We start from the raw sequence: 22,684 nt of genomic DNA, 5'->3' as shown, positions 1-22,684 counted from the left end.
ACCCCCCACCCCCCCCCCCCCCCCCCCGCCCCCGGGCCTGGTTGGCGCCGGGGGCGCCGCCCTTTGTCCAGTCGGCACCGGGAACCGACCGACCTGCGGGCCTCCGCGCTGGTCTCCGGCCACATCACCCGCGGCGGGCGCGGCCCCTGCTACGGGCTCGTCTCCGAGGACGGCATCGAGTACGCCCTGCACGGCGTCGGTTACGGCACCCTGACCGAGGGCAGCTTCGTCTCGCTACGGATCGTCGTGCGCCCGTCCGACGCCGGCTGCGGGCCGGGGTTACGCGCGAGCATCGTCGCCCGCTGACCCGAACCCTCGTTCCGGTAGGGGACAACCCGGGCTTCTCCCTGTTCAACGCGACCACCAGGGTGTGCTGCGGCAACCGGGTCCTAGGCTGTCTGCCATGACCGACCAGCGCGGCGGAGTCGTCGACGAGTCCTGTGTCCTCACCGAGGGGCCGTGGACGCACCGCTTCGTCGGCGCCAACGGCACCCGGTTCCATGTGGTCGAGGCCGGCACCGGCCCGATGGTGCTCTTCCTGCACGGCTTCCCGGAGCACTGGTGGGCGTGGCACCAGATGCTGCCGGCGGTCGCCGACGCCGGCTTCCGGGCGGTCGCCGTCGACCTGCGCGGCTACGGCGCCAGCGACAAACCACCCCGGGGGTACGACGGCTACACCCTCGCGGCCGACATCGCCGGTTTGATCCGGGCGCTCGGCGAACGCTCGGCGACGATCGTCGGCAGTGGCGTCGGCGGCATGGTGGGCTGGACGGTGGCCTCCTTCCACCCACCCCTGGTCCGCCGGCTCGTGGTGTTGGGGGCGCCACACCCGCTGCGACTGCGCGCCGGCATCTTCGCCGACCCACGGGGTCAGTTCGCCGCGTCCACCCCCGCGCTGAAGTTCCAACTACCCCGCTACGAGCACGTGCTGACCCGCGACGGCGCGGCGGCGGTCGCGGAGATCCTGCGCCGCTGGGGCGGGCCACGCTGGGTCGCCGGGCCGGACTTCGAGGCGTACGCCGAGCGGTGCCGGGAGGCGATGTGCATCCCACAGGCGGCGTTCTGCGCGCTGGAGGGCTACCGCTGGGCGTTCCGTTCGCTGCTGCGGCTGCACGGCTACCGGTTCGTACGCCTCATGCAGAAGCCGCTGGCCACCCCGACCCTGCAACTGCACGGCGCGCTGGACCCCGCCTCCCTGCCCCGTACCGCCCTGGGCTCCGGCCGCTACGTCGTCGCCCCGTACGAGTGGCGGCTGCTCGACGGGGTGGGGCACTTTCCGCACCTGGAGGCACCGGAGCTGGTGCTCGGCGAAATCCTGCGCTGGGCCAAGAGCTGACCGCTCAGACCCGCTGCTCCCGCAGGTCGGTGACCTCGGACGCCGGTGCCCAACCCTGGTAGACGCCGAAGTCGAAGACCTCCAGCCGCATCGCCTCGGCCACCGGCCAGCGGCCACCCGTGTATTCCACCCGCAACCAGGCGTCGTGCTCGCCGAGCACGATGAACGGCTGCCCCTGCCAGGTGCAGGTGGTTCGCACGTACGCCAGGTCCTCGATCTCGTTCGCCCGCAGCACCCGGACGTACCGGCCCGCGCGGACCTCCTCGAAGCCCTCGCCCGGCTCGCGTTGGTAGAGGCGGATGTTGTCACCATCCGGGCTGGCCTGGTATTCCCGGCCCTGCCACCGGGCCACGTAACCGTCGCGCATCACGCCTCACCGACCCGTCGCCAGACCACCGTGTCGGTGTCCAACTCGGCGATCACCCGCTCGGTGCCGTCCGCGCCGATCCGCCAGAGCTGTGCGCCGTGCGGGAGGCGCGCGCTGTCCACCTTGAACTCCGCCACCACGTCGCTGCTCTCGCCCGGGGCGAACCCGTTGCCCCGGAACGGGGGACGCTCGATGACCCAACCCTCCATGGCCCGCATCGCGGGCTCGTTCTGACCGCCGTAGGGGATGCGGTAGAGGCTCGGCCGGTGCGCCGGCCAGCGCAGCACGTAGATCTCCTCGGCGTCGCGGGCGAACGGCGAACCGGGGTAGCTGAGGCCGAGCGCGTCGTGCACCTGCGCGGGCGTGGTCAGGTGGGCCAGCTCACCGGCCCGGTGCACGAAGCCGGAGACCCGGTCGTACCCGCGGTCCAGGTAGTAGGCGAGTTGGCTGGGCGCGACCGCCTTCTGCATCACCGTCGGCCGGGTCGGGTCGACCACCGCCGGGGCGTACCGGGGGCGGGCGGTGGGCTCCGCCACGGCCGGCGCCTCCTCCGGGTCCACCTCCAGGTCGTCACCGAGCCCCACCTCGGCGGCCCAGTTGGCCAACGCGACGATCTGCTCACCGGGCAGCTTCGCGCCGACCGGCGTGCCCGGGTTGACGGCGAACGACCAGTCCTCGTCCGGCCACCGCCGGATCAGTTGGGCGAACTTCACACCGACGGTGACCACGTCGCCCTCGACGTGGTCGGCGAGACGCTTCGGTGACGTGTAGACCACCACGTACGTCTCGCCGTCGAGCTGCGCCGTCCGCCAGACGAAGCCCGGATCACCGGGACGGCTGCCCGGCAGCGAATCCGGGGCCGCCGGTAGCAGCACCCGGGCCAGCAGCAGGGTGGACAGGAACGTGTCGGTGCTGCCGGCGCCCGCGGCACCGAGAAGGTCTTCCTCGACGGTGTTGGCCGGCTCGAACTCGACCGGGGCCGGTTCGTCGACGGGCGGCGGCCGCCCATCGCCGTCCGCGGTCGCGGTCGCGCTCTCGCCGCTGCCGACCCGGTCCGCGCCGGTCACACCTGCCGACGAGCCGTCGCCGTCGGTGCGACCGCCACTGACCGGGACGCCATCCCGGTCACTGCTGAGCCCGCCACTGACCGGGTCGCCATCGCGGTCAGCGGTGAGCCCGCCACTGACCGGGTCGCCATCGCGGTCAGCGGTGAGCCCGCCAGTGATCGGGTCGCCAGCGCGGTCAGCGGTGAGCCCGCCGCTGACTGGGACGCCAGTGCGGTCAGCGGTGAGCCCGCCGCCCGTGCCGGCACCGCTCAGGCCGCCTGCGGCGTGGCCGGCGTCCACCGGCCCGCCGGCGGCCGGCGCCGACGGGCTCGGACCGGGGTCGGACGACGCGGGACCGGACGGGCTGGGGTTGGAGGACGACGGGCTGAACAGGTTTGGACCGGAGGGCGCGGGGTCGAACGGTCGCGGGGCGGCCTCGGCGGGGCGGGGCTGCCGGGTCGCGTCGAACGGGCCGCTGGTCTCGACCGGGTCGGTGAGATCGCGGGACTCGATGATGGTGCCCTCGATGACGATGGGCGTGAAGCCGCGGCGCGGCGCGGGCGGGCCGGAGACCGGTTCCGCGACGGACGCCGACAACTCCTCCGCCGGCCCGAATCGGCTCGGCCGGTCGTGCGGGATCGCCTGGGTCCGGTCCGCCGACGGGCTGGGCCGCTGCGGCGCCCGGGTCAGCGGTGGCTCACCGGTCACCCGAAAGGCGCGGGTCGGCTCCTCGGCCACCGGGTCGGGTCGGCGCGGTGGCAGCGGCTGGGTGATCTCCTCGCCGGGTGCCGGTGCGCGTACCCCTCGGGAAGTGCCGGGGCCGCCGGCCGGCGGCCGCAGCGGCCGGGTGGCGTCCGGGTCAGCCATCGGAAAGGCCCGGGTCGCGGCCTCCTCGGCCGGCGCGTCGGCCGGACGGCGGCGCGGGAAGGGCTGGCTGCCGCGGCCGAATCGGGTCGGCGGGGCCGCCCGGTCGGCGGAGCGCCCACCGCCCGGCGGCGGGTCGGACGCCCGTTCCCGGGAGGTGGTGGGTTCGAAGAAGGAACGCCGAGCGGCCTGGGGACCGCCGCTGCCGTTACCCGCCGCCGGGCCGTCGGCCTCGCTCGGCCGATTCGCTGCCGGCCAGCCCACGCCCGGTCCGGGGGCATCGGTCGGCCCGACACCGGAACGGTCGGCGGGCGCCAACGGCGTGAACCGGGACGGCCGGCCGCTGCGGGGCAGGGCGCCGCTGCCCGGCGCGCCGGGTTGGGGCGCGTCGCTCGGGTACCGCGGACCGGCGGCGGGCAGGTCTTCCTCGCCGGGCCGGCGGGACGGCCCAACGGGGCCGGGCGTGCGCGACGCCGGACCGGGCATCGGCGGGCCGGGTATCGAGGGGGCAGGCACCGACGGGCCGGGCACCGACGGGGCAGGCATCGGCGGGGCGGGCACCGAGGGGGCAGGCACCGAGGGGGCAGGCACCGAGGGGGCAGGCACTGAGGGGGCAGGCACCGACGGGGCGCCGGCCGACCGGGGTGCTGGACCCCACGCGGCCCTCCGCGCCGGGATCGGGGCGGGCGCGGTCGGGGCGGGCGGGACCGGGGCGGGGCCAGCCGGCGTCGCACCCGTCGGGGGAGGCGATCCGGCGGCCGGCGCGGCGTCCCGACCGGGCGTGCCGGTGCGGGTGCGGGCCAGGGACTCGGCCCGCTCCAGCCGAGCGCGGGCGCCCATGGCGCGGCCGGGCAGGCGCACGTCGCCCCGGGAGAGTTGGGCCACGAACCAGGCCGGCAGATAGCCCTCGACCGGCAGACCCGGGTTGACAGCGAGCCACCACTCCTGGTTGGGCCAGCCGACCGCGAGGTCGGCGAAGGGAACGCGTCGGTTGGTGCCGGAGTGCTCACCGAGGCAGACCCGCAGTGCGGCGGCGGACGTGAAGGCCAGCACGTGCGTCCGGCCACCTGTGGTCCAGGTGCCCCAGCCGGGTGGCGCCTGGCCGGGCTGCGCAGGCGCGGAGACCGGCAGCAACAGATCGGTGCGGGACAGGAGTCGGAAGTAGAGCTCCTGGTCGTTGGCGCGCAGCGCGTCGCGCATCGCCACCTCGGCCTCCGTGGCCGGCTCCCATGCGGTCACGGCCACCTCCCCTTCCGAGAACAGGCCACAGGTATCGCGTACAACCTACAAGGTGGTATCAAGATCACAATGGCTGACCGTCGGCGGCCAACCGGGGCGTGGGTGAGGCGATAACATCCCGTCCCGGAGCCGACACGATACGGAGGCTGTCGATGTCCCGATCGATCACGCGCCCGGTCCTCGCAGGCCTGGCCGCAAGCCTGCTGACCGTACCGGTCCTCCCGAGCACCACCGCCACCGCCAGGCTCCGGACGGCACCGGCGTGCGCGAGGCCACTCGCCCCGGTCCGGCCGGTCCCGGCCACCCCGTGGCCACAGCAACGGTACGACCCGACCCGGCTCGCGTCGTTGGCCACCGGCGCCGGGGTGACCGTCGCGGTTGTCGACTCGGGGGTGGACCGGGCGCACCCCCAGCTGGCCGGGCGCGTGCTGGCCGGCACCGACCTGCTCGACCTCGGCGGTGACGGCAGTCGGGACTGCGCCGGGCACGGCACCGGTGTGGCGAGCATCATCGCGGCGGGACCCCAACCCGGAGTCGCCTTCCGTGGCCTGGCGCCGGGTGCCCGGATCATGCCGGTGCGGGTGAGCGAGCAGCAGGTGGTGCAGGGGCGCGAGTCGGGGCGTACGGTCAGCGTCGCCGAGTTCGCCCAGGCCATCCGCTGGGCCGTCGACCACGACGCCGACGTGGTGAACCTGTCGGTCGTGTTGTACGCGGACGACCCGGAAGTCCGTTCGGCAGTGCGGTACGCGGTCGACCGGGACGTGGTGCTGGTGGCCGCCGCCGGCAACCTGCGCGACAGCGGGAATCCCCGGCCGTTTCCCGCCGCCTACGACGGGGTGCTCGGCGTGGGAGCGATCGGCGCGGACGGCGCACGGGCCACCTTTTCGCAGACCGGCGCGTACGTCGACCTGGTCGCACCGGGCAGCGCGGTGCTGACCGCCGCCCCCGGGTCGGGCCATCATCAGGTCGAGGGCACCAGCTACGCCGCGCCGTTCGTGGCCGCCACCGCCGCGTTGCTGCGCGAGTATCGGCCCGAGTTGACCGCCGCCCAGGTCGCGGAACGGATCATCGCCACCGCCGATCCGGCTCCCGACGCGGGCCACGGCGGCGGGTACGGGGCCGGCGTGCTGAACCCCTACCGGGCCGTCACCGAGACCAGCGGCAGCCGCGCGGCCGACCCTCGACCGGTCGCCGTGCTCTCCGACGACCGGGCCGACCCGGCACTGCTGGCCCGCCAGGCCCGCCGCGCGAGGGCGCAGAAGCGCGCCCTGCTGGTCGGCGCGGCGGTCGGCACGATGGCGGCCACCGTGGCGCTGCTCGCCCTGGTGGTGCCCAGGGGTGCCCGGCGACGCTGGCGCCCGGCCGACCCGACCTGATCCCGACAGTCGACCACCTGGACCGTCGACAACCTGCGACAGTCGACCACCTGGACCGCCGACCTGCGGCGGCCGGGCGGCTGACCGGGACACGGTCAGCGCTCCCGACCCACCGCGTTCACTGGAACAGCCCGGTGTTCTTCTTCTCGGTGTCCAGGTAGTCGGTGGCCGAGTCGTGCACCGCCACCTTGATGTCCCGCAGCATCGCCTGGAGATCCTGCGAGGCGGACCGCCACCGCGCCTGCCGCTGCTCGTAGGCCTCACGGGCCTCGCCCGTCCAACTCGCCACCAGCGGGGCGGCGTCTCGTTCGAGTTGACCCAGCTGGGAGTCGAGCGTGTTCAGCGCCTTCTGGATGTCGCCGCCGGCCTGCTGAAGCGCGGCGAAGTTGACGACCAGCACACCATGGTCCATCGGATTTCCCTCCCCAGTGGGATCAGAGCGGCAGCTGGATGCCGCCGCGATTGGTGCCGGCAACCCGGCTGGCCACCTCGTCGTCGGAGGCGTCGTACTGTCGGCCGGCGGTGCGGATCGCCCCGGCGGTCTCCCGCAGCGCCCGGTGCAGCGCCGCCTGGTCCTGTGACCACTGCTGCTTGACCTGCTCGAACGACCGGCCGCCAGCACCGCGCCAGGCCTGCTGCAACACCTGCAGCTCGGCCAGCAGGCCGGTCAGCATGGTCTGCAACGACTGGTCTACCTGCTCGAACTTCGCGGCGGTCTGCTGCATCACCGCGGCTTCTGCCTGGGTCTGGGACACCCGGACGTCACCTCGTCTCCCTGATCGCGCCTCGGCCGTCGACGCGCCCGCCCTGTGAACGCGTCGTTCGCTTGGCCCGGTCGTCGAGCACTGAGACGCGGGTCAGCGATGACTTCGTGGCTGACGGTAGCGGCCTCGTTGCGGTTCTGCTACCCCCTTCGTCTCCCCTGTGGACAACCGCGTGAGCCATCGGTCGCTTACGATGTGCCGCAGCCACGTCGCGGCGCGTGACGGGCCGCCGGAGGGCGGGCGGGCCGCCCGACACGGTCCCCCACTGGTCGAGGAGGCACGGTGCCGGCGATCACCACCGGAGGACCGCACCCGGCGACCCCGGTCGGGTCCGGGCCGAGCGCCGCCCCGCAAGCGGTCGGGCCGGGTGAGCGGGCCAGGTCGGGTCGACCCGCCGAGGTCGGCCCGGACCCCACCGGTCCGCGCGCGCTCCGTCGCCGGTCATCCCTGGATCACCGGGCCTGGTCCGGTCGGCGGACCGGCGCCGGCGTACGGGCCGGTCAGCTGGTCACCGCGCAGGTCGCGGCGGCGCTCGTCCTCACCGCCCTGGGCCGGCCCGCACCCGTCGTCGTCGCGGCCGCGCTGGTGGCCGTACTGCTGCTGGCGGTCGCCGGGGTCCGGTTCCGGGGCCGGTGGCTCTTCGAGTGGCTGGGCACGGCGGTCGGGCACCTGACCCGCCGCCGGACGCTCGCCGGTCCGGCCGGAGCGGCCGAACTGCTCGACCTGGTCGCTCCCGGCACCGTCGTCCGCGCGACGGAGCTGACCGGCGGCCCGGCCGCCGTCCTGGAGGACACGGCGGGCATGGTGGCGCTCCTGGAACTCGGCGACCCCGGCGACCTGCTGGGCGACGTGTCCCGGGCGATCCCCACGCCCGCCGCGTTGCTGCCCCCGGCCGGTCCGGACGTGCCCCCGCTGCGGGTGCAACTGCTGCTCGCCGGTGCGCCGGCACCGGTGCCGGCCGCCGGCGGCACGGCCGGCACGTCGTACCGGCAGCTCACCGACGGGCGGCTCGCCGGGCGGGAGCGGGCGGTGGTGGCGATCCGGGTGCTGCGGGTGGACGGATGGTCGGAGGAAGACCTGCGCCGGGTGCTCGCCGGCACGGTACGGCGCGTCGTCCGCCGGCTCGGATCGCTGACCGCGCGGCCACTCGGTGTACCGGCGGCCCTGCGCGTCCTGGCCGAGTTGGCCCACCACGACGGCCAGCCGGTGCGGGAGTCCTGGCCGGCACTGCGCTGCGGCACCCTGGTGCAGGCCACCTTCCGGCTGGTCCGGTGGCCGGAGGCGGGCGGCACGGGTGGGTTGCGGCTGGTGCCCCGGCTGCTCGCGCTGCCGGCGACCGCGACGACAGTGTCGATCACCGCGGGACCGTCAGCGAGCACCGGCACCGGCCCGGCGCCGACCGAGCTGACCGTGCGGCTGGCCGCCACGACGGCGACCGAGCTGACCGCGGCCACCGGGGCGCTGCATCGTCTGGTGACCGACCTGGGCGGGGAGCTGCGACGCCTCGACGGCGCACACCTGCCCGGACTGGCCGCCACGCTGCCGCTGGCGCTCACCGCACCCGGGGCGCGGACACGCATCGCGATGGACGACTGGGAGCTGACCCTGGGCGACGCGGGGATGATGCTCGGCACGAACCGACACGGCAGGGCCGTCACCGTGCGGCTCTTCCGGCCGGAGAGCACCCGGGTGCTGCTGGTCGGCGGGGTGCGGGCGGCCCAGTTGGTGACGCTGCGCGCACTGGCACTCGGCGCGCTGGTGGTGGTGCAGACCGCACGGCCACGCGCCTGGGAGCCGTTCGTCCGGGGAGTGGGCGCGCCGGGTGGGACGATTCCGCTGCTCCCACCCGGTCGACAGATCGCCGACGGGGTGGGGTCCGCCCTGCGTCCGTTGCTGCTTGTCGTCGATGCCGGGCCGGTGCCGGCCGAGGCCGAGCCGGGTCCGCCGTGGCGGGCCACGCTCGTCGTACGGGACGAGTTGACCCCGGCCGACGTCGACGCGTTGAGCCGGGCCGATCTCGCTTTGCTGCAGCCGCTCGACGACGGCGAGGCCGCGCTGGCCGGCGCCGCCCTGGGGCTGGGCGGCTCGGCCGAGTGGCTGACCCGGATCCGGGACGACATGATCGCCGTGGTCAACCGGCGGGCGCTGCGCTGGGCACTGCTCTCCCCCACGCCGATCGAGGCGCAGCTGATCGGTCGGCCGGGGCGCGGCTGATCCGCCCGCATGGTCAACTGGCGGGTTACGCCGGTGCGAGGTCCGTGGCACGATCCCCGCCATGGGTTTTCTGAAAGGTCTGCTGATTCGGCTGGCCAGCACAGCGCTGGCATTCTGGCTGGCCACACTTCTCATCCCGGGCATCTCGCTGGAGTCGGACTCCGCCGTCGAGACGGTCACCACGCTGCTCCTGGTGGCGGTGATCTTCGGCGTGGTCAACGCGGTCCTCCAGCCGGTCATCAAGACCGTCGGGTGTGGCTTCTACCTGCTGACCCTGGGTCTCATCGCGCTCGTGGTGAACGGGCTGCTGTTCCTGCTCACCAGTTGGATCGCCGACCAGGCCGGGCTGCCGTTCACGGTGGACGGTTTCTGGCCGGCCGCGGTGCTCGGCGCGCTGTTCGTGAGCATCGTGACCTGGATCCTCGGCGCCGTCCTCGACCGGGACTGACCGTCCAGGCGCCAGCACCGATCCGCGCCCCGAGGGCTCTGACCACGGCCGGCCAATGACCAGGATCTGGGAATTGGCCGGTCTGGCCGCCCATCCCGGCGGCTAGCGTCGATGCGTGTTCTCGTTGACTCGCACCGATGGTTACCTGCTCAGCACCGACCCCGACCGACTTGATCTGGCCCGCGTGCATCTCTGGTTGTCCACCGACGCGTACTGGGCACTCGGTCGGGACCGGGAGACCACGGCACGGGCGTTCGCCGGCTCGCTGCCGTTCGGCGTCTACCGACCCGAGGACGGCCAGCAGGTGGCGGTTGCCCGGGTGGTCACCGATGGCGCCACCTTCGCGTGGCTCTGCGACGTGTACGTCGACCGCGCCGCCCGCGGCCGCGGGTTGGGCGGCTGGATGGCCGGCGCGATCCGCGACCACCTGGACGACCTCGGCGTACGCCGGATCCTGCTGATCACGAAGGACGCGCACGAGGTGTACGCGCGGCTCGGCTTCACGCCGCTGGACGTGCCGGAGCGGTGGATGCAGCTCGACCGGCGCACGCCGGTGACCCCCGTCACCGGAAAGGAGCAAAGCGACAGTACGCCCCTTACGGTGGAGGGGTGACGCCACTCCGCCTGGGATACCTCTACGGCTTCGGCGCGTACCTGCTCTGGGGCTTCTTTCCGCTCTACTTCAAGCTGCTGCGGCCCGCCGGGCCGCTGGAGGTCCTGGCCCACCGGGTCGTCTGGTCGGTGGTCTTCGTGGCCCTGCTGCTGGCGGCGCTGCGCAACATCGGCTTCCTGCGAGCGCTGGTGCGACGTCCCTGGGCGATGGCCGGGATCGTCGCCGCCTCCGCGTTGATCGCCGTCAACTGGGGCACCTACATCTACGGGGTCAACTCCGACCGGGTGGTCGAGACCGCGCTCGGCTACTTCATCAATCCGCTGGTCGTGGTGCTGCTCGGGGTGACCGTGCTGCGGGAGCGGCTACGCCCGGCACAGTGGTTGGCGCTGGGAATCGGCACGTCGGCGGTCGTGGTGCTCACCGTGGACTACGGCCGGCTGCCCTGGTTGGCGCTGACGCTGGCGTTCAGTTTCGGCGGCTACGGCCTGGTCAAGAAGCGGCTCGGGCTGCCGCCAGCGGAGGGTCTCTTCGTCGAGTCGGCGGTGCTCGCGCTGCCGGCCTTGGGTTACCTGGCCTGGCTCACCAGCCGCGCACAGTCCACGTTCGGCCACGTCTCGGCCGGGCACACCGCGCTGCTGGTGCTGGCCGGCGCGGCCACGGCGATCCCGCTGCTCCTGTTCGCCGGGGCGACCAACCGGTTGCCCCTGAGCGGTCTCGGCATGATCCAGTATGTGGCGCCGATCCTCCAGCTCGGCTGCGGCGTGCTGATCTTCCACGAGCCGATGCCGCCAGCCCGCCTAGCCGGTTTCGCACTGGTCTGGCTGGCCCTGATCGTCTTCACCGCCGACGCGGTCCAGTCCTCCCGCCGCACCCGCGCCAGCGCCCTCCCCCGCGATCTTGCAGTTTCGGTTGTCGAGATGTCCGCCATGCCCCTTGTGGAAGGACAGAAAGTGCAAGATCGCCGAGGAGAGGGGTGGGCTGGTCAGGGGACCGCGTAGGTGAGCAGGGGCGTGCCGTCGGCCTTCTGGAGTTCCACGCTTATCAGCTCGGCATCGGTGAACCTGGTGGCACCCGTGAACTGGAGGTCGTCGCCCGGCGCGGCCAGCCAGGAGCCGATCTGTTCGCTGGCGCCACTCGGACCGCGCGCCACGAGCCGGAACGGGTACGCCTTGCCGTAGCTCGTCCGCGCGTCGTACCCGCAGCGCATGGTCACCTGCGTGCCCCACTTGGTGCCGAGAAGCCCGATGTCGGCGTGCACCGGCCCGGTGCTGGCCACCGGACGCATCGCGACCATCGACACCTGCGGCGCCGGCGTGCCGCCCTGGACGACCGGCGGGCCCGGCGGGGCGGGGCGGGGCAGCACCACGGCGGTGCCCACACCGACGAGCAGGGCCAGCCCGGCGGCGGCCAGGGTGGTCAACGCGTAGCGTCGCCGGTCCGTGGCGCGCTCCCGACGCCGGCGACGCCGGGCCTCCTCCAGCAACGCGGGCACCCGGGGCGGGGCCGGTGGCGGCAGGATCTGCTCCAACCCCACCGGGTCGAGCCGCCCGAGCAACCCGGGCAGGACGGCGATCTCGGCGACCGCCTCCCGGCAGGACGCGCAGCCGCCAAGGTGCCGCTCGTAGGCCGCCCGCTCGGCGGGGGCCAGGGCACCCAGCACGTACGCGCCATCGTCGTGCGCGAACTCGCACCGGGTCATCCCGTCACTCCCATCTCAGCCAGGACCAACCGTAGGGACCGCAGCGCGTAGTGGGTGCGGGACTTCACGGTCCCCGGTGGCACGCCGAGTCGGGATGCGGCCTCGGCCACCGACCGTCCCTGGTAGAAGCACTCGACGAGCACTTCCCGGTGGGTCGGGCTGAGCCGGTTGAGCGCCTCGGCGACGGTCCACGCCTCCACCGCCCGCTCGGCCTCGTCGATCACCTCGGGCGGTTCGGGAACGTCGTCGGTGAAGACCTCGCCGACCCGTGTGGAACGCCGCCGCCAGGCGTCGATGGCCAGGTTGCGGGCGGTGGTGAAGAGCCAGGACCGCACCGAACCGCGCTGCGGGTCGAGCGACTCCGGATGTCGCCAGGCCCGCAGCAGCGTCTCCTGCACGAGGTCCTCGGCTCGCTGCCGGTCGCCGTTGACGAGCCGCAGGGCATGCGCGTACAGCGCCTCCGCGTGCTCGTCGTGCAGCGCGCGCAGCAGTTGGGCGTCGTGGTCGCTGATGGCGGTCTCCCTCGCTTCCGGCGCGCGTCCGGCGTTGCGTTCGCTCGGGAATACGTGCGGTCACGCCGATCGGTTCAGCCCGAGGTCAGACCGGTTACGTGCGGTAGCCGTCCCGGCAGGTGTTCACGACGGGTTCACATCGTGGCCGACGCGTGCTCACCACGTCCTCCTAGCGTCCGCCTGGTACGCCGCCTGCCGTGCCACCGACTTCTCTGGAGGCTCCCCCATGAGCGACAGTCCCCGGCTGCTCCCACTGCTGACCGGCAACCGCCATGGCACGCGTGACGCCATGACCTGCCTGTACCGCTGCGGAAACGCCTGTGACCACCCGGTACCGAACACCTCCGACAACGCGTACTTCGGGGACGTGGTGAACGCGGAGGTCTCGCGGCGAGGCGTGGTCCGGGCCGGCGCGATCGGCGCACTGGTCCTCGGCTTCGGCGGCGCGGCTGTCGGCGCGGCCCCGGCCCTGGCGGCCCCCGCCACCCCGGACGTCCCGGAGGCCTTCGGTTTCGGCCGTCCCAGCACCGGGGTCGGCAACGGCGCGCTGACCTTCAAGCCGATCCCACCGAACAAACTGGACACCCTCGTCGTCCCGAACGGCTACGACCACGCCGTGGTGATCAAGTGGGGTGACCCGGTGCTGCCGGGCGCGCCGGAGTTCGACGTGCACCACCAGACCGCCGCGGCGCAGTCCCGGCAGTTCGGTTACAACAACGACTTCGTGGGCGTGCTGCCGCTGGACAAGCAGGGCCGGCGCGCCCTGCTCGTGGTCAACCACGAGTACACGAACGAGGACCTGATGTTCCCGGGCTTCCCCGGCCTGGACGGGCTCTCCGTCGAGCAACTCCGCACCGCGATGGCCGCGCACGGCATGTCGGTGGTGGAGGTGGAGCGGGTCGCGGGCACCGGGCAGTGGAAGCCGGTCGACGCCGGCCGCCGGCCGTACAACCGGCGGGTCACCGCGCTCAGCACCAGGTTCGACCTGACCGGCCCGGCCGCCGGCTCGGCCTGGCTGAGGACCGCCGCCGACCCCAAGGGTCGTACGGTCGTCGGCACGCTCAACAACTGCGCCGGTGGCGTGACCCCGTGGGGCACGGTGCTGTCCGGCGAGGAGAACTTCAACCAGTACTTCGTGGGCGCCGACGCCGCGCCGGCCGAGCTGAAGCCGAAGCTGGACCGCTACGGCATCGGCACCGCCAGCCGCTACCCCAGTGGCAGCCGCAAGTGGGAGCGCGCCGACGAGCGCTTCGACCTGGCCAAGCACCCCAACGAGGCGCACCGGTTCGGCTGGATCGTCGAGATCGACCCGTTCGACCCGGAGAGCCGCCCGCGCAAGCACACCGCGATGGGCCGGTTCAAGCACGAGGGCGCGAACGTGATCGTCGCGAAGGACGGCCACGTGGTCGCGTACATGGGCGACGACGAGAGGTTCGACTACCTCTACAAGTTCGTCTCGGACCAGAAGTTCCTGAAGGGCAACTCCTGGGCTGCCCGCAAGCACAACCTGACCCTGCTGGAGTCGGGCACGCTCTACGTGGCGAAGCTCGACCAGACCAGCGCCGCCGAGATCGACGGCTCGGGCCAGCTCCCCACCGACGGCGCGTTCAACGGCCGGGGGCGCTGGATCAAGCTGGTCAGCGGCAACCGGTCGTTCGTCGACGGGATGACCGCCGCGGACGTGCTCACCTTCACCCGGCTCGCCGGCGACAAGGTCGGCGCGACCAAGATGGACCGCCCCGAGGACGTGGAGCCGAGCCAGCTCACCGGCAAGGTGTACGTGGCGCTCACCAACAACACCGACCGCGGCAAGGCCGGCAAGGCCGCGGCGGACGAGGCCAACCCGCGTAACGCCAACAAGCACGGGCAGATCCTGGAGTTGGTCGAGGACCGTAACGACAACACCGCGGAGACCTTCGCCTGGTCGCTGCCGATCGTCTGCGGCGACCCGACCGACCCGTCGACCTACTTCGCCGGGTACGACAGGACCAGGGTCTCCCCGATCTCCTGCCCGGACAACGTCGCCTTCGACGCCACCGGCAACCTGTGGATCTCCACCGACGGCAACGCGCTGGGCAGCAACGACGGTCTGTTCGCCACCGCCGTCGAGGGCCCGGAGCGGGGTCACCTCAAGCAGTTCCTGACCGTGCCGCTCGGCGCGGAGACCTGCGGGCCGTTCATCACCGGCGACAACCGCTCGGTCTTCGTCGCCGTTCAGCACCCGGGTGAGATCACCGGCGCCTCGGTGGAGAACCCGGCCTCGAACTGGCCCGACGGCGACTACGCCAAGCCGGGCGTGGTGGTCACCTGGCGTCTCGACGGCGGCCCGGTGGGCAGCTGACGGAGCCGCCACCGTCGGTGGACCGCTGAACCTCACCTCAGGGCGGGTCCGGCGCTGGACCGCCCCGAGAGGCCCTCTCCCAGCCCGGGAGAGGGCCTCTCGCCGTCTCTCGGGGGTCAGGCGTCGGCGGCGATGCCGTCGGCGACGCTGCGGGCCACGGTGAGCAGCTTGGCGCGGACCACCCGGGCGGAGGTCATCATCTCGCTGGCCGGCATCGCACAGGCCAGCACGACGCGGCGTTCCATGTCCTTGTCCGGCGCGACGAGCACCGCCGCGCACGCCACCCCCTGGCGGAACTGCCCCATCTCCAACTGCATGCCGCGCCGGTCACCGGCTGCCAGGTCGGCCTCGAACGCCTCGGTGGTGGTGAGCGTGGCGCTTGTGAACGGGCGCATGCCGTACTCCCGCAGGTAGCGGTAGCGCTGATCGGCGGTCAGGGTGGCCAGCAGTGACTTGCCGAGAGCCGTCGCGTGCGCCCCCTCGTCGAAGCCGGGGACCAGATCCTCCAGGTAGGGCGAGCGGTGCCCCTCGGCGACCGCCGTGAGGGCCACCTGCCCGCCGACGAAGCGACCCAGGAAGTGGCTGTAGCCGGTGTCCAGAGCGGCCCGCCGTAGCGTCTCACCGACCACCGGGGGGCCCCGGAACGCCGTCACCAGCTCCCGGTAGCGGTCGGCCACCTCCAACCCCACGATGTACGTGCCGTCCTCGCGACGGATCACGTAACCCTCGTAGGCGAGCGTGCGGACCAGGTGGTAGGTGGTGGCCACGGTCAGCTCGCACCGCCGAGCGATCTGCTTGACGGTCAGGCCTTTCGGGGCACGACCGACCGACTCCAGCACCCGCAGCGCTCGGGACACGCTGCGAATCAGGTCCGAAGGTTCTGCCAAGGGGTCGCGCACAACCACCTCCGCCGCCGGGGACTTACACCATATGAAATACAGGCCCACTGCGAAATGCCTGTTCGGGTGGAGGATGCCAGATCATCACCCACAGCGTGTACCCCGGTGGTCACCATGAGTGGCCCGAGCTGGGTTCACGTATTTTTGCCGGACGATGACCAACACCGTCTCCACCCCCCACCAGACCATCGCCCGACCCCACCCGGTCCGGGCCAGCGCCGGCGCGGTCGTCACCACAGTGGCCTGCGTCCTGCCCGTCTTCCTGCTCGGCGGCCTCGCCGTGCAGATGGGCGCGGACCTCGGCTTCTCCCCGGCCGGTCTTGGCCTGGCCGTGGCCGTCTACTTCGGGGTCAGCGCGCTGGCCTCGGTACCCTCCGGCCGGCTGGTCGAGCGGTACGGGCCGACCCTGGTGGCCCGCTGCGGCATCGTGCTGGCCGCCGGGTCGATGCTGGCCGTGGCGGCCCTCGCCCGGTCGTACCCGATGCTTGTCGGCCTGCTGGCGCTCAGCGCCGCCGCGAACGCCCTCGGCCAGCTGGCCAGCAACGCGGCGTTGGCCCAGCACGTGCCGGCCCGACGGCAAGGGTTGTCGTTCGGTGTCAAGCAGGCCGCCATCCCCGCCTCCACTTTGCTGGCCGGGGCGGCGGTGCCCACCTTCGCGCTCACCATCGGCTGGCGCTGGGCGTTCGTGGCCGCCGCCGCGGTCGCGCTGACGACGCTGCCCGCCGTACCCCGGCAGTTGCCCGGCGCGGCACGGCGGGCCGGCGCGGCACGCGCGGGCCGGGCGACGGCGGCGCTCGTGGTGATCGGCGCGGCGGCGACGTTGGCCGCCGCCGCCGCGAACACGCTCGGCACCTTCCTGGTGGACTCCAGCGCGGCGCGGGGCCTCTCGCCCGGCCTCGCCGGCCTCACCCTGACCCTGGGCGGCGCGGTCTGCATGGTGGCCCGGGTGGGGGCCGGTTGGTTCGCCGATCGGCGCGGCAGCGGTCACGTCGCCCTCATCGCCGCGATGCTCGTCGTCGGCGCGGCCGGGTTGGCACTGCTCGCGTCGGCCGGCTCGGTGCCGCTGGTGGCCGGCGTGGTGCTCGGCTTCGGCCTGGGTTGGGCCTGGCCCGGCCTGATGAACTTCGCGGTGGTCCGGCTCCACCCGCAGTCGCCGGCCACCGCCACGTCGATCACCCAGACCGGGGTGTACGCGGGCGGCTGTCTCGGCCCGCTGAGCCTCGGACCGCTCGCCGCCCACCTCGGCTACTCCGTCATGTGGACCACGGCGGCGGTGGCGATGGTGCTCGCCGCCGCCCTCATGCTCGTCGGCGGTCGCCTGTTAACCCACACCGACCCCGCTGCGGCCCACCCCACCCCGCCCACCCCGCCTCGCGGTGATCATGAGGTTATCGTCTGATCACACGGGCTGGTTTCTAGGCTTCAGTGCAACTGATCTTGGTTGTGGTGGAGGTGCTGGTGGCGAGGCCGGGTGTGGTGACGTTTGGGCATCGGCAGGTGTTGGAGCACTTGTGGGGGTCGGGTCGGACGATCTCGCAGATCGCGGGGCTTCTCGGGGTGTCGGTGGGCACGGTGTCGCGGGAGGTGGGCCGGTATCACAGTGCGCGGCATGGGACGAAGAACCCGTTGGGGCGGTCGTTGCCGTCGGGGCGGGCTCGGGCGCCGTATCGGTGGGGGTATCAGGCGCAGTGGGCGCAGCGGCGTGCGGACGCGGCGCGTCGGCGGCCGAAGGCGTCGAAGTTGGGGGTGGGTACGCGGCTGCGGCGGGTGGTGGCGGGGAAACTAGCGCGTAGGTGGTCTCCGAAGCAGATCGCCGAGTGGTTACGGGCCACGTTCGCCGACCGGCCGGAGTTGCAGGTGTCCCACGAGACGATCTACCAGGCGATCTACGTGCAGTCGCGCGGCAACCTGAGGGCCGAGTTGACCCGGCAGGTGGCGCTGCGTTCCGGGCGCACCCAGCGGCGTGCGCAGTCGCGTGCCGCGGGTGCTGCCCGTAGTCGGCGGCCCTGGATCGGGGACCTGCACATCAGCAACCGCCCGGCCGAGGCCACCGACCGGGCGGTGCCGGGGCACTGGGAAGGTGACCTGGTCATCGGTAAGGCCGGCGCGTCAGCGATCGTGACCCTCGTCGAACGCGCCACCCGCTACGTGATGCTCGGCGCCCTACCCAACGGCCGCGACAGCGAAGCCGTCATCGGGGTCCTCACCACCCTGGCCGCCCGAATGCCCGAGCATCTGCGCCGCTCACTGGCCTGGGACCAAGGTGTCGAGATGGCCACCCACCCGGTGTTCACCGTCGCCACCGGATGCCCGGTCTACTTCTGCGACCCCCACAGCCCCTGGCAACGCGGCACCAACGAGAACACCAACGGGCTCTTGCGCCAGTACTTCCCCAAGGGCAGCTACGACTTCCGCATCATCGACCAAGCAGGCCTCGACGAAGTCGCCCACGAACTCAACACCCGCCCCCGTGAAACGCTGGGCTGGGCCACCCCAACCCAACGCCTCGCGGAAGTCATCGCACCCTAACGATTGCACTCACCCCTTGACCCCGCCCGGCGTGTCGTGGCGATAACCTCATGATCAACGCCGAGGTGCGGAGGTGCGGAGGTGCGGAGGGGGTGGGGGGTGGGGGTGGGGGTGGGGGCGTCAGCCGGTGCGGTCGGCGATGTAGTCGCAGAGGGATTCGAGGGCCTGGCGGGACGGGCCCTGCGGGAGCGGGGCCAGGCGCGCGCGGGCGTCCTCGGCGTAGCTGCGAACGGTCTCCCGTGCGCGCTTGAGCGCCGGGCTCTCCCGCAGCAGGCCCAACGCCTCCGCGTGCAGCGCGTCGTCGGTCAGTGGGCCGGTCGCCAGGATCTCCCGCAGCCGCACCGAGGACGCGTCGGTGTCGTCCGCCGCGCGCGCGTAGAGCACCGGCAACGTCGGGACACCCTCGCGCAGGTCCGTGCCGGGCGTCTTGCCCGACTGACCCGACTCGGAGGCGATGTCCAGCAGGTCGTCGGAGAGCTGGAAGGCGACGCCGATCGTCTCGCCGTAACCGGCGAGGGCATCCACGTGCTCGGCGGGGGCACCACCGAACATCCCGCCGAACCGGGCCGACGTGGCGATGAGCGAGCCGGTCTTCTCGGCGATCACGTGCAGGTAGTGGGTCACCGGATCGTCGTCGACCCGTGGACCGACGGTCTCCGCGATCTGACCGTGCACCAGCCGGGCGAAGGTGCGGGCCTGCAACCGGACCGCCTCCGGGCCCAGATCGGCGGCGATGTCCGCCGCCCGGGCGAAGAGATAGTCGCCGACCAGGATGGCGACCGAGTTGGTCCAGCGGGAGTTGGCACTCGGCGCACCCCGGCGGACGGCGGCCTCGTCCATCACGTCGTCGTGGTAGAGCGTGGCGAGGTGAGTGAGCTCCATCACCACGGCGGCCGGGACCACCTGCGCGCCACTGGGGTCACCGAACTGGGCGCCGAGCGCCACCAGCAGCGGCCGGAAGCGCTTCCCGCCGGCCTCCAGCAGGTGCCGGGCAGCCTCGGTGACGAACGGGTCGGCGCTCGCCACACTGGCCCGCAACTCGACCTCGACCGTGTCCAGCACACCCAGCACCGACGCCTCGACGCGGGGATCGGCGAGATGGAGGCCGAGCGCGCCGAACTGACTCGTGCTCGCCCGACCCCGCCGACCGCCGGAGCCGGTGGAACCTGAACGCTCGCCCGCCGGATTCACCACGCCATCAACCATGCCACACCCGTTCTACCTGCTCCGGGCCGGGGATACGCACCGGGGGCCGACGCGTGAACACGCGCCAACCCCCGGTGATCGATCCCTCGGTCATCGAACGAATTCGGCAGCTCCGGTCGCCAGATCGAGCAGCGGCGCCGGTGCGACACCCAGCACCAGGGTCGCCAGCACACCGATCATCAACGCGGCGGAGGTCAGCCCACCGGGCACGGTGACGGTCGGGGTGGACTCGCCCGGCTCGGACAGCCACATCATCACCACGACCCGCAGGTACGGGAACGCCAGCACCATGCTGGTCAGCACGCCGGCGATCACCAGCCAGGTCTGACCACCCTCCAACGCCGGCCCGAAGACCGCGAACTTGCTCATGAAGCCGCTGGTCAGCGGGATACCCGCGAAGGCCAGCAGGATGAAGGTGAACAGGGCGGCGAAAAACGGCGAGCGGCGGCCCAGCCCGGCCCACCGGGACAGGTGGGTGGCCTCCCCGTCGGCGTCGCGCACCAGGGTCACCACCGCGAACGCGGCCAGCACCGAGAAGCCGTACGCGACCAGGTAGAACATCGTGCCGGCCAACCCGTCGCGGCTCGGCGCCAGCACACCGACCAGCAGGTAGCCGGCGTTGGCGATCGAGGAGTACGCGAGCAGCCGCTTGATGTCGGTCTGGGTGACCGCGAGCACCGCGCCGACGAGCATGGTCAGCACCGCCACCACACCGAGGATCGGGGTGAAGTCCCAGTTGGCGTCGGCGAACGCGACGTGGAAGACACGCAGCAGGGCACCGAACGCGGCGACCTTGGTGCAGGCCGCCATGAAGCCGGTGACCGGGGTCGGCGCACCCTGGTAGACGTCCGGGGTCCAGACGTGGAACGGCGCCGCCGCGGCCTTGAAGAGCAGGCCGATGGCGAGCAGCGCCATGCCGGCGAAGAGCAGCACCCGGCTGGCCGGCGACTCGCTCACCGCCGCGTTGATGGTGGCGAAGTCGACGCCCGCCACCCGGCCCGGCATCCCGGCGGTGAAGCCGTAGATCAGGGCCACGCCGAACAGGAAGAAGGCGGAGGCGTACGCGCCGAGCAGGAAGTACTTCATCGCGGCCTCCTGGCTCAGCAGGCGGCGGCGACGGGCCAGCGCGCAGAGCAGGTAGAGCGGCAGCGAGAAGACTTCCAGCGCGATGAACATGGTCAGCAGGTCGTTCGCCGCCACGAAGATCAGCATGCCGCCGATCGCGAACGTGGTCAGCGGGTAGACCTCGGTGAGGCCGTTGCGCCCCTCGGCCTGCCGCCGGTCGTCGGCCGACTCGGCGGTCACCGCAGCCTGGGCGACGAACGCCCCACCCAGCTCGACCGAGCGGTCACCGATCAGCAGCAACGCCATCGCTGCCAGCACCAGGATCGCGCCCTGGAGGAACAGCGTCGGGCCGTCGATCGCGAGGGCCTGGCCGGCGGTGATCATTCGCTCGTCGGCACTGAGCACCACCATGGTCAGCGCCGCGAGCACCGCCAACAGCGCCAACGTCAACTGCACGACGTGCCGCCAGCGCCGGGGCACGAAGGCCTCGACGAGCACGCCGAGCAGGGCGGTGCCCAACATGATCAGGATCGGGGAGAGCGCCGCGTAGTCGATCGACGGCAGTTTGAAATCGGTCACTTTGCCGCCTCCTGGACGGTGCCGACCGACGGGGCCGGGTCGGTTCTGCCGATGTCGTCCATGGTCGCCTGGACGGCCGGGTTGATCACGTCAGTGACCGGCTTGGGGAAGAAGCCGAGCAGCACGATCAGGGCGATCAGCGGAGCGACCACGACCTTCTCGCGCAGGTTGAGGTCCCGGCGCATGCCGTCGACCTCGGTGAGCGTCGGGTTGAGAGTGCCCTGGGTGGTGCGCTGCACCATCCACAGCACGTACGCGGCGGCCAGGATGATGCCGAGCGTGGCGATGATCGCGACCGGCTTGTTCACCGTGAAGGTGCCGATCAGCACCAGGAACTCGGAGATGAACGGCGCCGTACCGGGCAGCGCGAGCGAGGCGAGACCGGCGAAGAAGAGCACCCCGGCGAGCACCGGGACCAGCTTGCCGGCGCCACCGAAGTCGCTGATCAGCGACGAGCCACGACGGGAGATCAGCATGCCCACCACCAGGAACAGCAGGCCGGTGGCCAGACCGTGGTTGAGCATGTAGAGCACCGCGCCGGTGCCGGCCTGGGTGGTGAAGGCGAAGATGCCCACCCCGATGAAGCCGAAGTGCGCGATCGAGGTGTACGACACCAGCCGCTTGAGGTCGTTCTGACCGACCGCCAGCAGCGCGGCGTAGACGATGCCGATCACGCCCAACGCCAGCGCCCACGGCGCGAACCACCTCGACGCCTCGGGGAACAGCGGCAGGCAGTAGCGCAGGATGCCGAACGTGCCGACCTTGTCCAGCACACCGACGAGCAGGGCCGCGGCGCCGGCGGGGGCCGCGCCACCGGCGTCCGGCAACCAGGTGTGGAACGGGAAGAACGGCGCCTTGATGGCGAACGCGAGGAAGAAGCCGAGGAACAGCCACCGCCCGGTGCCGGTGCTGATGTCGACCTCCGACAGCTTCTGCCAGTCGAAGGTCTTGCCGCCGACCACCCACAGCCCGATCACGGCGGCCAGCATGAACAGACCGCCGACGAGCGAGTAGAGGAAGAACTTCACCGCCGCGTACTGCCGCTGGTGGCCGCCGTAGCTGCCGATCAGGAAGTACATCGGCACGAGCATGACCTCGAAGAACACGTAGAACAGGAAGACGTCGGCGGCCGCGAAGACACCGATCATCGTGCATTCGAGGACCAGCAGCAGCGCGAAGTAGACGGGCACCGACCGCTTGGAGGACTCGGCGTCGTGCCAGGAGGCCAGGATCACCAGCGGCACCAGCACCGCGATCAGCATCAGCATCACCAACGCGATGCCGTCGGCGGCGAAGGTGAAGCTGACGCCCCAGTGCGGGATCCACGAGTACGACTCGCGGAACTGGAACCGGTTACCACCGGCGTTGAAGCTGACCCACATCGCCACCGAGAGCGCCAGCACCAGCAGCGACCAGACGAACGCCACCTGCTTGGCCAGCTCCGGCCGATGGCGCGGCAGGAAGGCCACCACCAGGGCACCCACCAGTGGCGCCACGGTGAGCACCGAGAGGAACGGGAAGTTGGACATTATGCGGCCTTACCTCCGTCGTCACTGCGTGGTCCGCCGGCGGGGGCGGCCGGGAACA

The 22,684-nt window shown here is 72.5% G+C and carries 20 protein-coding genes; 10 read left to right on the top strand and 10 right to left on the bottom strand.

What is annotated here, in order from left to right; all coding sequences use genetic code 11:
• The first annotated feature begins 63 nt into the window (after positions 1-63).
• Together ACPXBU_RS07740 and ACPXBU_RS07735 are read left to right on the top strand one after the other, a co-directional pair.
• Entirely contained in the window at positions 64-306 is a 243-nt protein-coding gene (locus tag ACPXBU_RS07740) for a hypothetical protein (protein WP_425757395.1), read from the top strand.
• A gap of 97 nt (positions 307-403) precedes the next feature.
• A complete protein-coding gene (locus tag ACPXBU_RS07735) occupies positions 404-1,336 on the top strand; it encodes an alpha/beta fold hydrolase (RefSeq protein ID WP_393365639.1) in 933 nt (310 codons plus the stop codon).
• 4 nt (positions 1,337-1,340) lie between these two features.
• Here ACPXBU_RS07735 and ACPXBU_RS07730 read toward each other — a convergent pair whose 3' ends face one another.
• Positions 1,341-1,706, bottom strand: a complete 366-nt coding sequence (locus ACPXBU_RS07730) for a hypothetical protein (RefSeq protein ID WP_393365638.1) — start codon at positions 1,704-1,706, stop codon at positions 1,341-1,343.
• A complete protein-coding gene (locus tag ACPXBU_RS07725; protein WP_425757392.1) occupies positions 1,703-4,852 on the bottom strand; it encodes an SseB family protein in 3,150 nt (1,049 codons plus the stop codon). The genes ACPXBU_RS07730 and ACPXBU_RS07725 overlap by 4 nt, the downstream gene beginning before the upstream one ends.
• Positions 4,853-5,004: 152 nt before the next feature.
• Here ACPXBU_RS07725 and mycP point away from each other — a divergent pair, with 152 nt between their 5' ends.
• A complete protein-coding gene (mycP, locus tag ACPXBU_RS07720; protein ID WP_425757390.1) occupies positions 5,005-6,228 on the top strand; it encodes a type VII secretion-associated serine protease mycosin in 1,224 nt (407 codons plus the stop codon).
• 118 nt (positions 6,229-6,346) lie between these two features.
• Here the strand turns inward: mycP and ACPXBU_RS07715 are convergent, their stop codons facing one another.
• Entirely contained in the window at positions 6,347-6,640 is a 294-nt protein-coding gene (locus ACPXBU_RS07715) for a WXG100 family type VII secretion target (RefSeq protein WP_393365632.1), read from the bottom strand.
• A gap of 22 nt (positions 6,641-6,662) precedes the next feature.
• Positions 6,663-6,983, bottom strand: a complete 321-nt coding sequence (locus ACPXBU_RS07710) for a WXG100 family type VII secretion target (protein ID WP_393365630.1) — start codon at positions 6,981-6,983, stop codon at positions 6,663-6,665.
• 291 nt (positions 6,984-7,274) lie between these two features.
• Here ACPXBU_RS07710 and eccE point away from each other — a divergent pair, with 291 nt between their 5' ends.
• The 4 genes from eccE (at position 7,275) to rarD (ending at position 11,265) form a co-directional block, all read left to right on the top strand.
• Positions 7,275-9,206: a type VII secretion protein EccE gene (gene eccE, locus ACPXBU_RS07705; protein WP_425757387.1), complete on the top strand. Its 1,932-nt coding sequence runs from the start codon at positions 7,275-7,277 to the stop codon at positions 9,204-9,206.
• A 61-nt stretch (positions 9,207-9,267) separates the two neighbouring features.
• Positions 9,268-9,654, top strand: coding sequence for a phage holin family protein (locus tag ACPXBU_RS07700; RefSeq protein WP_355027384.1), 387 nt, complete (start codon positions 9,268-9,270; stop codon positions 9,652-9,654).
• Positions 9,655-9,769: 115 nt separating this feature from the next.
• Positions 9,770-10,267, top strand: coding sequence for a GNAT family N-acetyltransferase (locus tag ACPXBU_RS07695; RefSeq protein WP_425757385.1), 498 nt, complete (start codon positions 9,770-9,772; stop codon positions 10,265-10,267).
• Entirely contained in the window at positions 10,264-11,265 is a 1,002-nt protein-coding gene (gene rarD / locus ACPXBU_RS07690) for an EamA family transporter RarD (RefSeq protein ID WP_425757383.1), read from the top strand. The genes ACPXBU_RS07695 and rarD overlap by 4 nt, the downstream gene beginning before the upstream one ends.
• On the opposite strand, the gene ACPXBU_RS07685 is transcribed toward rarD, so the two are convergent.
• Positions 11,250-11,966 carry an anti-sigma factor family protein gene (locus ACPXBU_RS07685; RefSeq protein ID WP_425757381.1) on the bottom strand — a complete coding sequence of 239 codons (717 nt, stop codon included), beginning with the start codon at positions 11,964-11,966 and terminating at the stop codon, positions 11,250-11,252. The genes rarD and ACPXBU_RS07685 overlap by 16 nt on opposite strands.
• Entirely contained in the window at positions 11,963-12,457 is a 495-nt protein-coding gene (locus ACPXBU_RS07680) for a sigma-70 family RNA polymerase sigma factor (RefSeq protein WP_393367050.1), read from the bottom strand. The genes ACPXBU_RS07685 and ACPXBU_RS07680 overlap by 4 nt, the downstream gene beginning before the upstream one ends.
• Positions 12,458-12,704: 247 nt before the next feature.
• On the opposite strand from ACPXBU_RS07680, the gene ACPXBU_RS07675 reads away from it, so the two are divergent.
• Entirely contained in the window at positions 12,705-14,819 is a 2,115-nt protein-coding gene (locus ACPXBU_RS07675) for a PhoX family protein (protein ID WP_425757379.1), read from the top strand.
• A 116-nt stretch (positions 14,820-14,935) separates the two neighbouring features.
• On the opposite strand, the gene ACPXBU_RS07670 is transcribed toward ACPXBU_RS07675, so the two are convergent.
• Positions 14,936-15,718, bottom strand: a complete 783-nt coding sequence (locus tag ACPXBU_RS07670) for an IclR family transcriptional regulator (RefSeq protein ID WP_393365618.1) — start codon at positions 15,716-15,718, stop codon at positions 14,936-14,938.
• 154 nt (positions 15,719-15,872) lie between these two features.
• Here ACPXBU_RS07670 and ACPXBU_RS07665 point away from each other — a divergent pair, with 154 nt between their 5' ends.
• Entirely contained in the window at positions 15,873-17,117 is a 1,245-nt protein-coding gene (locus ACPXBU_RS07665) for an MFS transporter (RefSeq protein ID WP_425757377.1), read from the top strand.
• A 26-nt stretch (positions 17,118-17,143) separates the two neighbouring features.
• Positions 17,144-18,247: an IS30 family transposase gene (locus ACPXBU_RS07660; protein WP_425757375.1), complete on the top strand. Its 1,104-nt coding sequence runs from the start codon at positions 17,144-17,146 to the stop codon at positions 18,245-18,247.
• Positions 18,248-18,367: 120 nt separating this feature from the next.
• Here ACPXBU_RS07660 and ACPXBU_RS07655 read toward each other — a convergent pair whose 3' ends face one another.
• The 3 genes from ACPXBU_RS07655 to ACPXBU_RS07645 all read right to left on the bottom strand — a co-directional run bounded on the left by ACPXBU_RS07655 (position 18,368) and on the right by ACPXBU_RS07645 (position 22,626).
• Positions 18,368-19,453 carry a polyprenyl synthetase family protein gene (locus tag ACPXBU_RS07655; RefSeq protein WP_425757373.1) on the bottom strand — a complete coding sequence of 362 codons (1,086 nt, stop codon included), beginning with the start codon at positions 19,451-19,453 and terminating at the stop codon, positions 18,368-18,370.
• Between the two features lie 90 nt (positions 19,454-19,543).
• Positions 19,544-21,097 (bottom strand): NADH-quinone oxidoreductase subunit NuoN, encoded by a 1,554-nt coding sequence (nuoN, locus tag ACPXBU_RS07650; RefSeq protein ID WP_425757371.1) that lies wholly within the window; start codon positions 21,095-21,097, stop codon positions 19,544-19,546.
• The gene (locus ACPXBU_RS07645; RefSeq protein WP_425757369.1) at positions 21,094-22,626 is read right to left on the bottom strand and encodes an NADH-quinone oxidoreductase subunit M; all 1,533 of its coding nucleotides are present in this window, start codon (positions 22,624-22,626) and stop codon (positions 21,094-21,096) included. Before ACPXBU_RS07645 ends, nuoN begins: the two co-directional genes overlap by 4 nt.
• Between the last annotated feature and the right edge of the window lie 58 nt (positions 22,627-22,684).

It is taken from the genome of Micromonospora sp. DT231 (assembly GCF_049847025.1).
Lineage (GTDB): Bacteria > Actinomycetota > Actinomycetes > Mycobacteriales > Micromonosporaceae > Micromonospora.
This window is presented reverse-complemented; position numbering and strand designations above follow the sequence as displayed.

What these genes read in the sequence shown, in the direction of transcription:
- ACPXBU_RS07735 (WP_393365639.1), top strand. Translation starts at nt 404, where the DNA reads ATGACCGACCAGCGCGGCGGAGTCGTCGACGAGTCCTGTGTCCTCACC.
- mycP (WP_425757390.1), top strand. Translation starts at nt 5,005, where the DNA reads ATGTCCCGATCGATCACGCGCCCGGTCCTCGCAGGCCTGGCCGCAAGC.
- ACPXBU_RS07715 (WP_393365632.1), bottom strand. Translation starts at nt 6,640, where the DNA reads ATGGACCATGGTGTGCTGGTCGTCAACTTCGCCGCGCTTCAGCAGGCC.
- ACPXBU_RS07700 (WP_355027384.1), top strand. Translation starts at nt 9,268, where the DNA reads ATGGGTTTTCTGAAAGGTCTGCTGATTCGGCTGGCCAGCACAGCGCTG.
- ACPXBU_RS07685 (WP_425757381.1), bottom strand. Translation starts at nt 11,966, where the DNA reads ATGACCCGGTGCGAGTTCGCGCACGACGATGGCGCGTACGTGCTGGGT.
- ACPXBU_RS07675 (WP_425757379.1), top strand. Translation starts at nt 12,705, where the DNA reads ATGAGCGACAGTCCCCGGCTGCTCCCACTGCTGACCGGCAACCGCCAT.
- ACPXBU_RS07665 (WP_425757377.1), top strand. Translation starts at nt 15,873, where the DNA reads ATGACCAACACCGTCTCCACCCCCCACCAGACCATCGCCCGACCCCAC.
- ACPXBU_RS07655 (WP_425757373.1), bottom strand. Translation starts at nt 19,453, where the DNA reads ATGGTTGATGGCGTGGTGAATCCGGCGGGCGAGCGTTCAGGTTCCACC.
- ACPXBU_RS07645 (WP_425757369.1), bottom strand. Translation starts at nt 22,626, where the DNA reads ATGTCCAACTTCCCGTTCCTCTCGGTGCTCACCGTGGCGCCACTGGTG.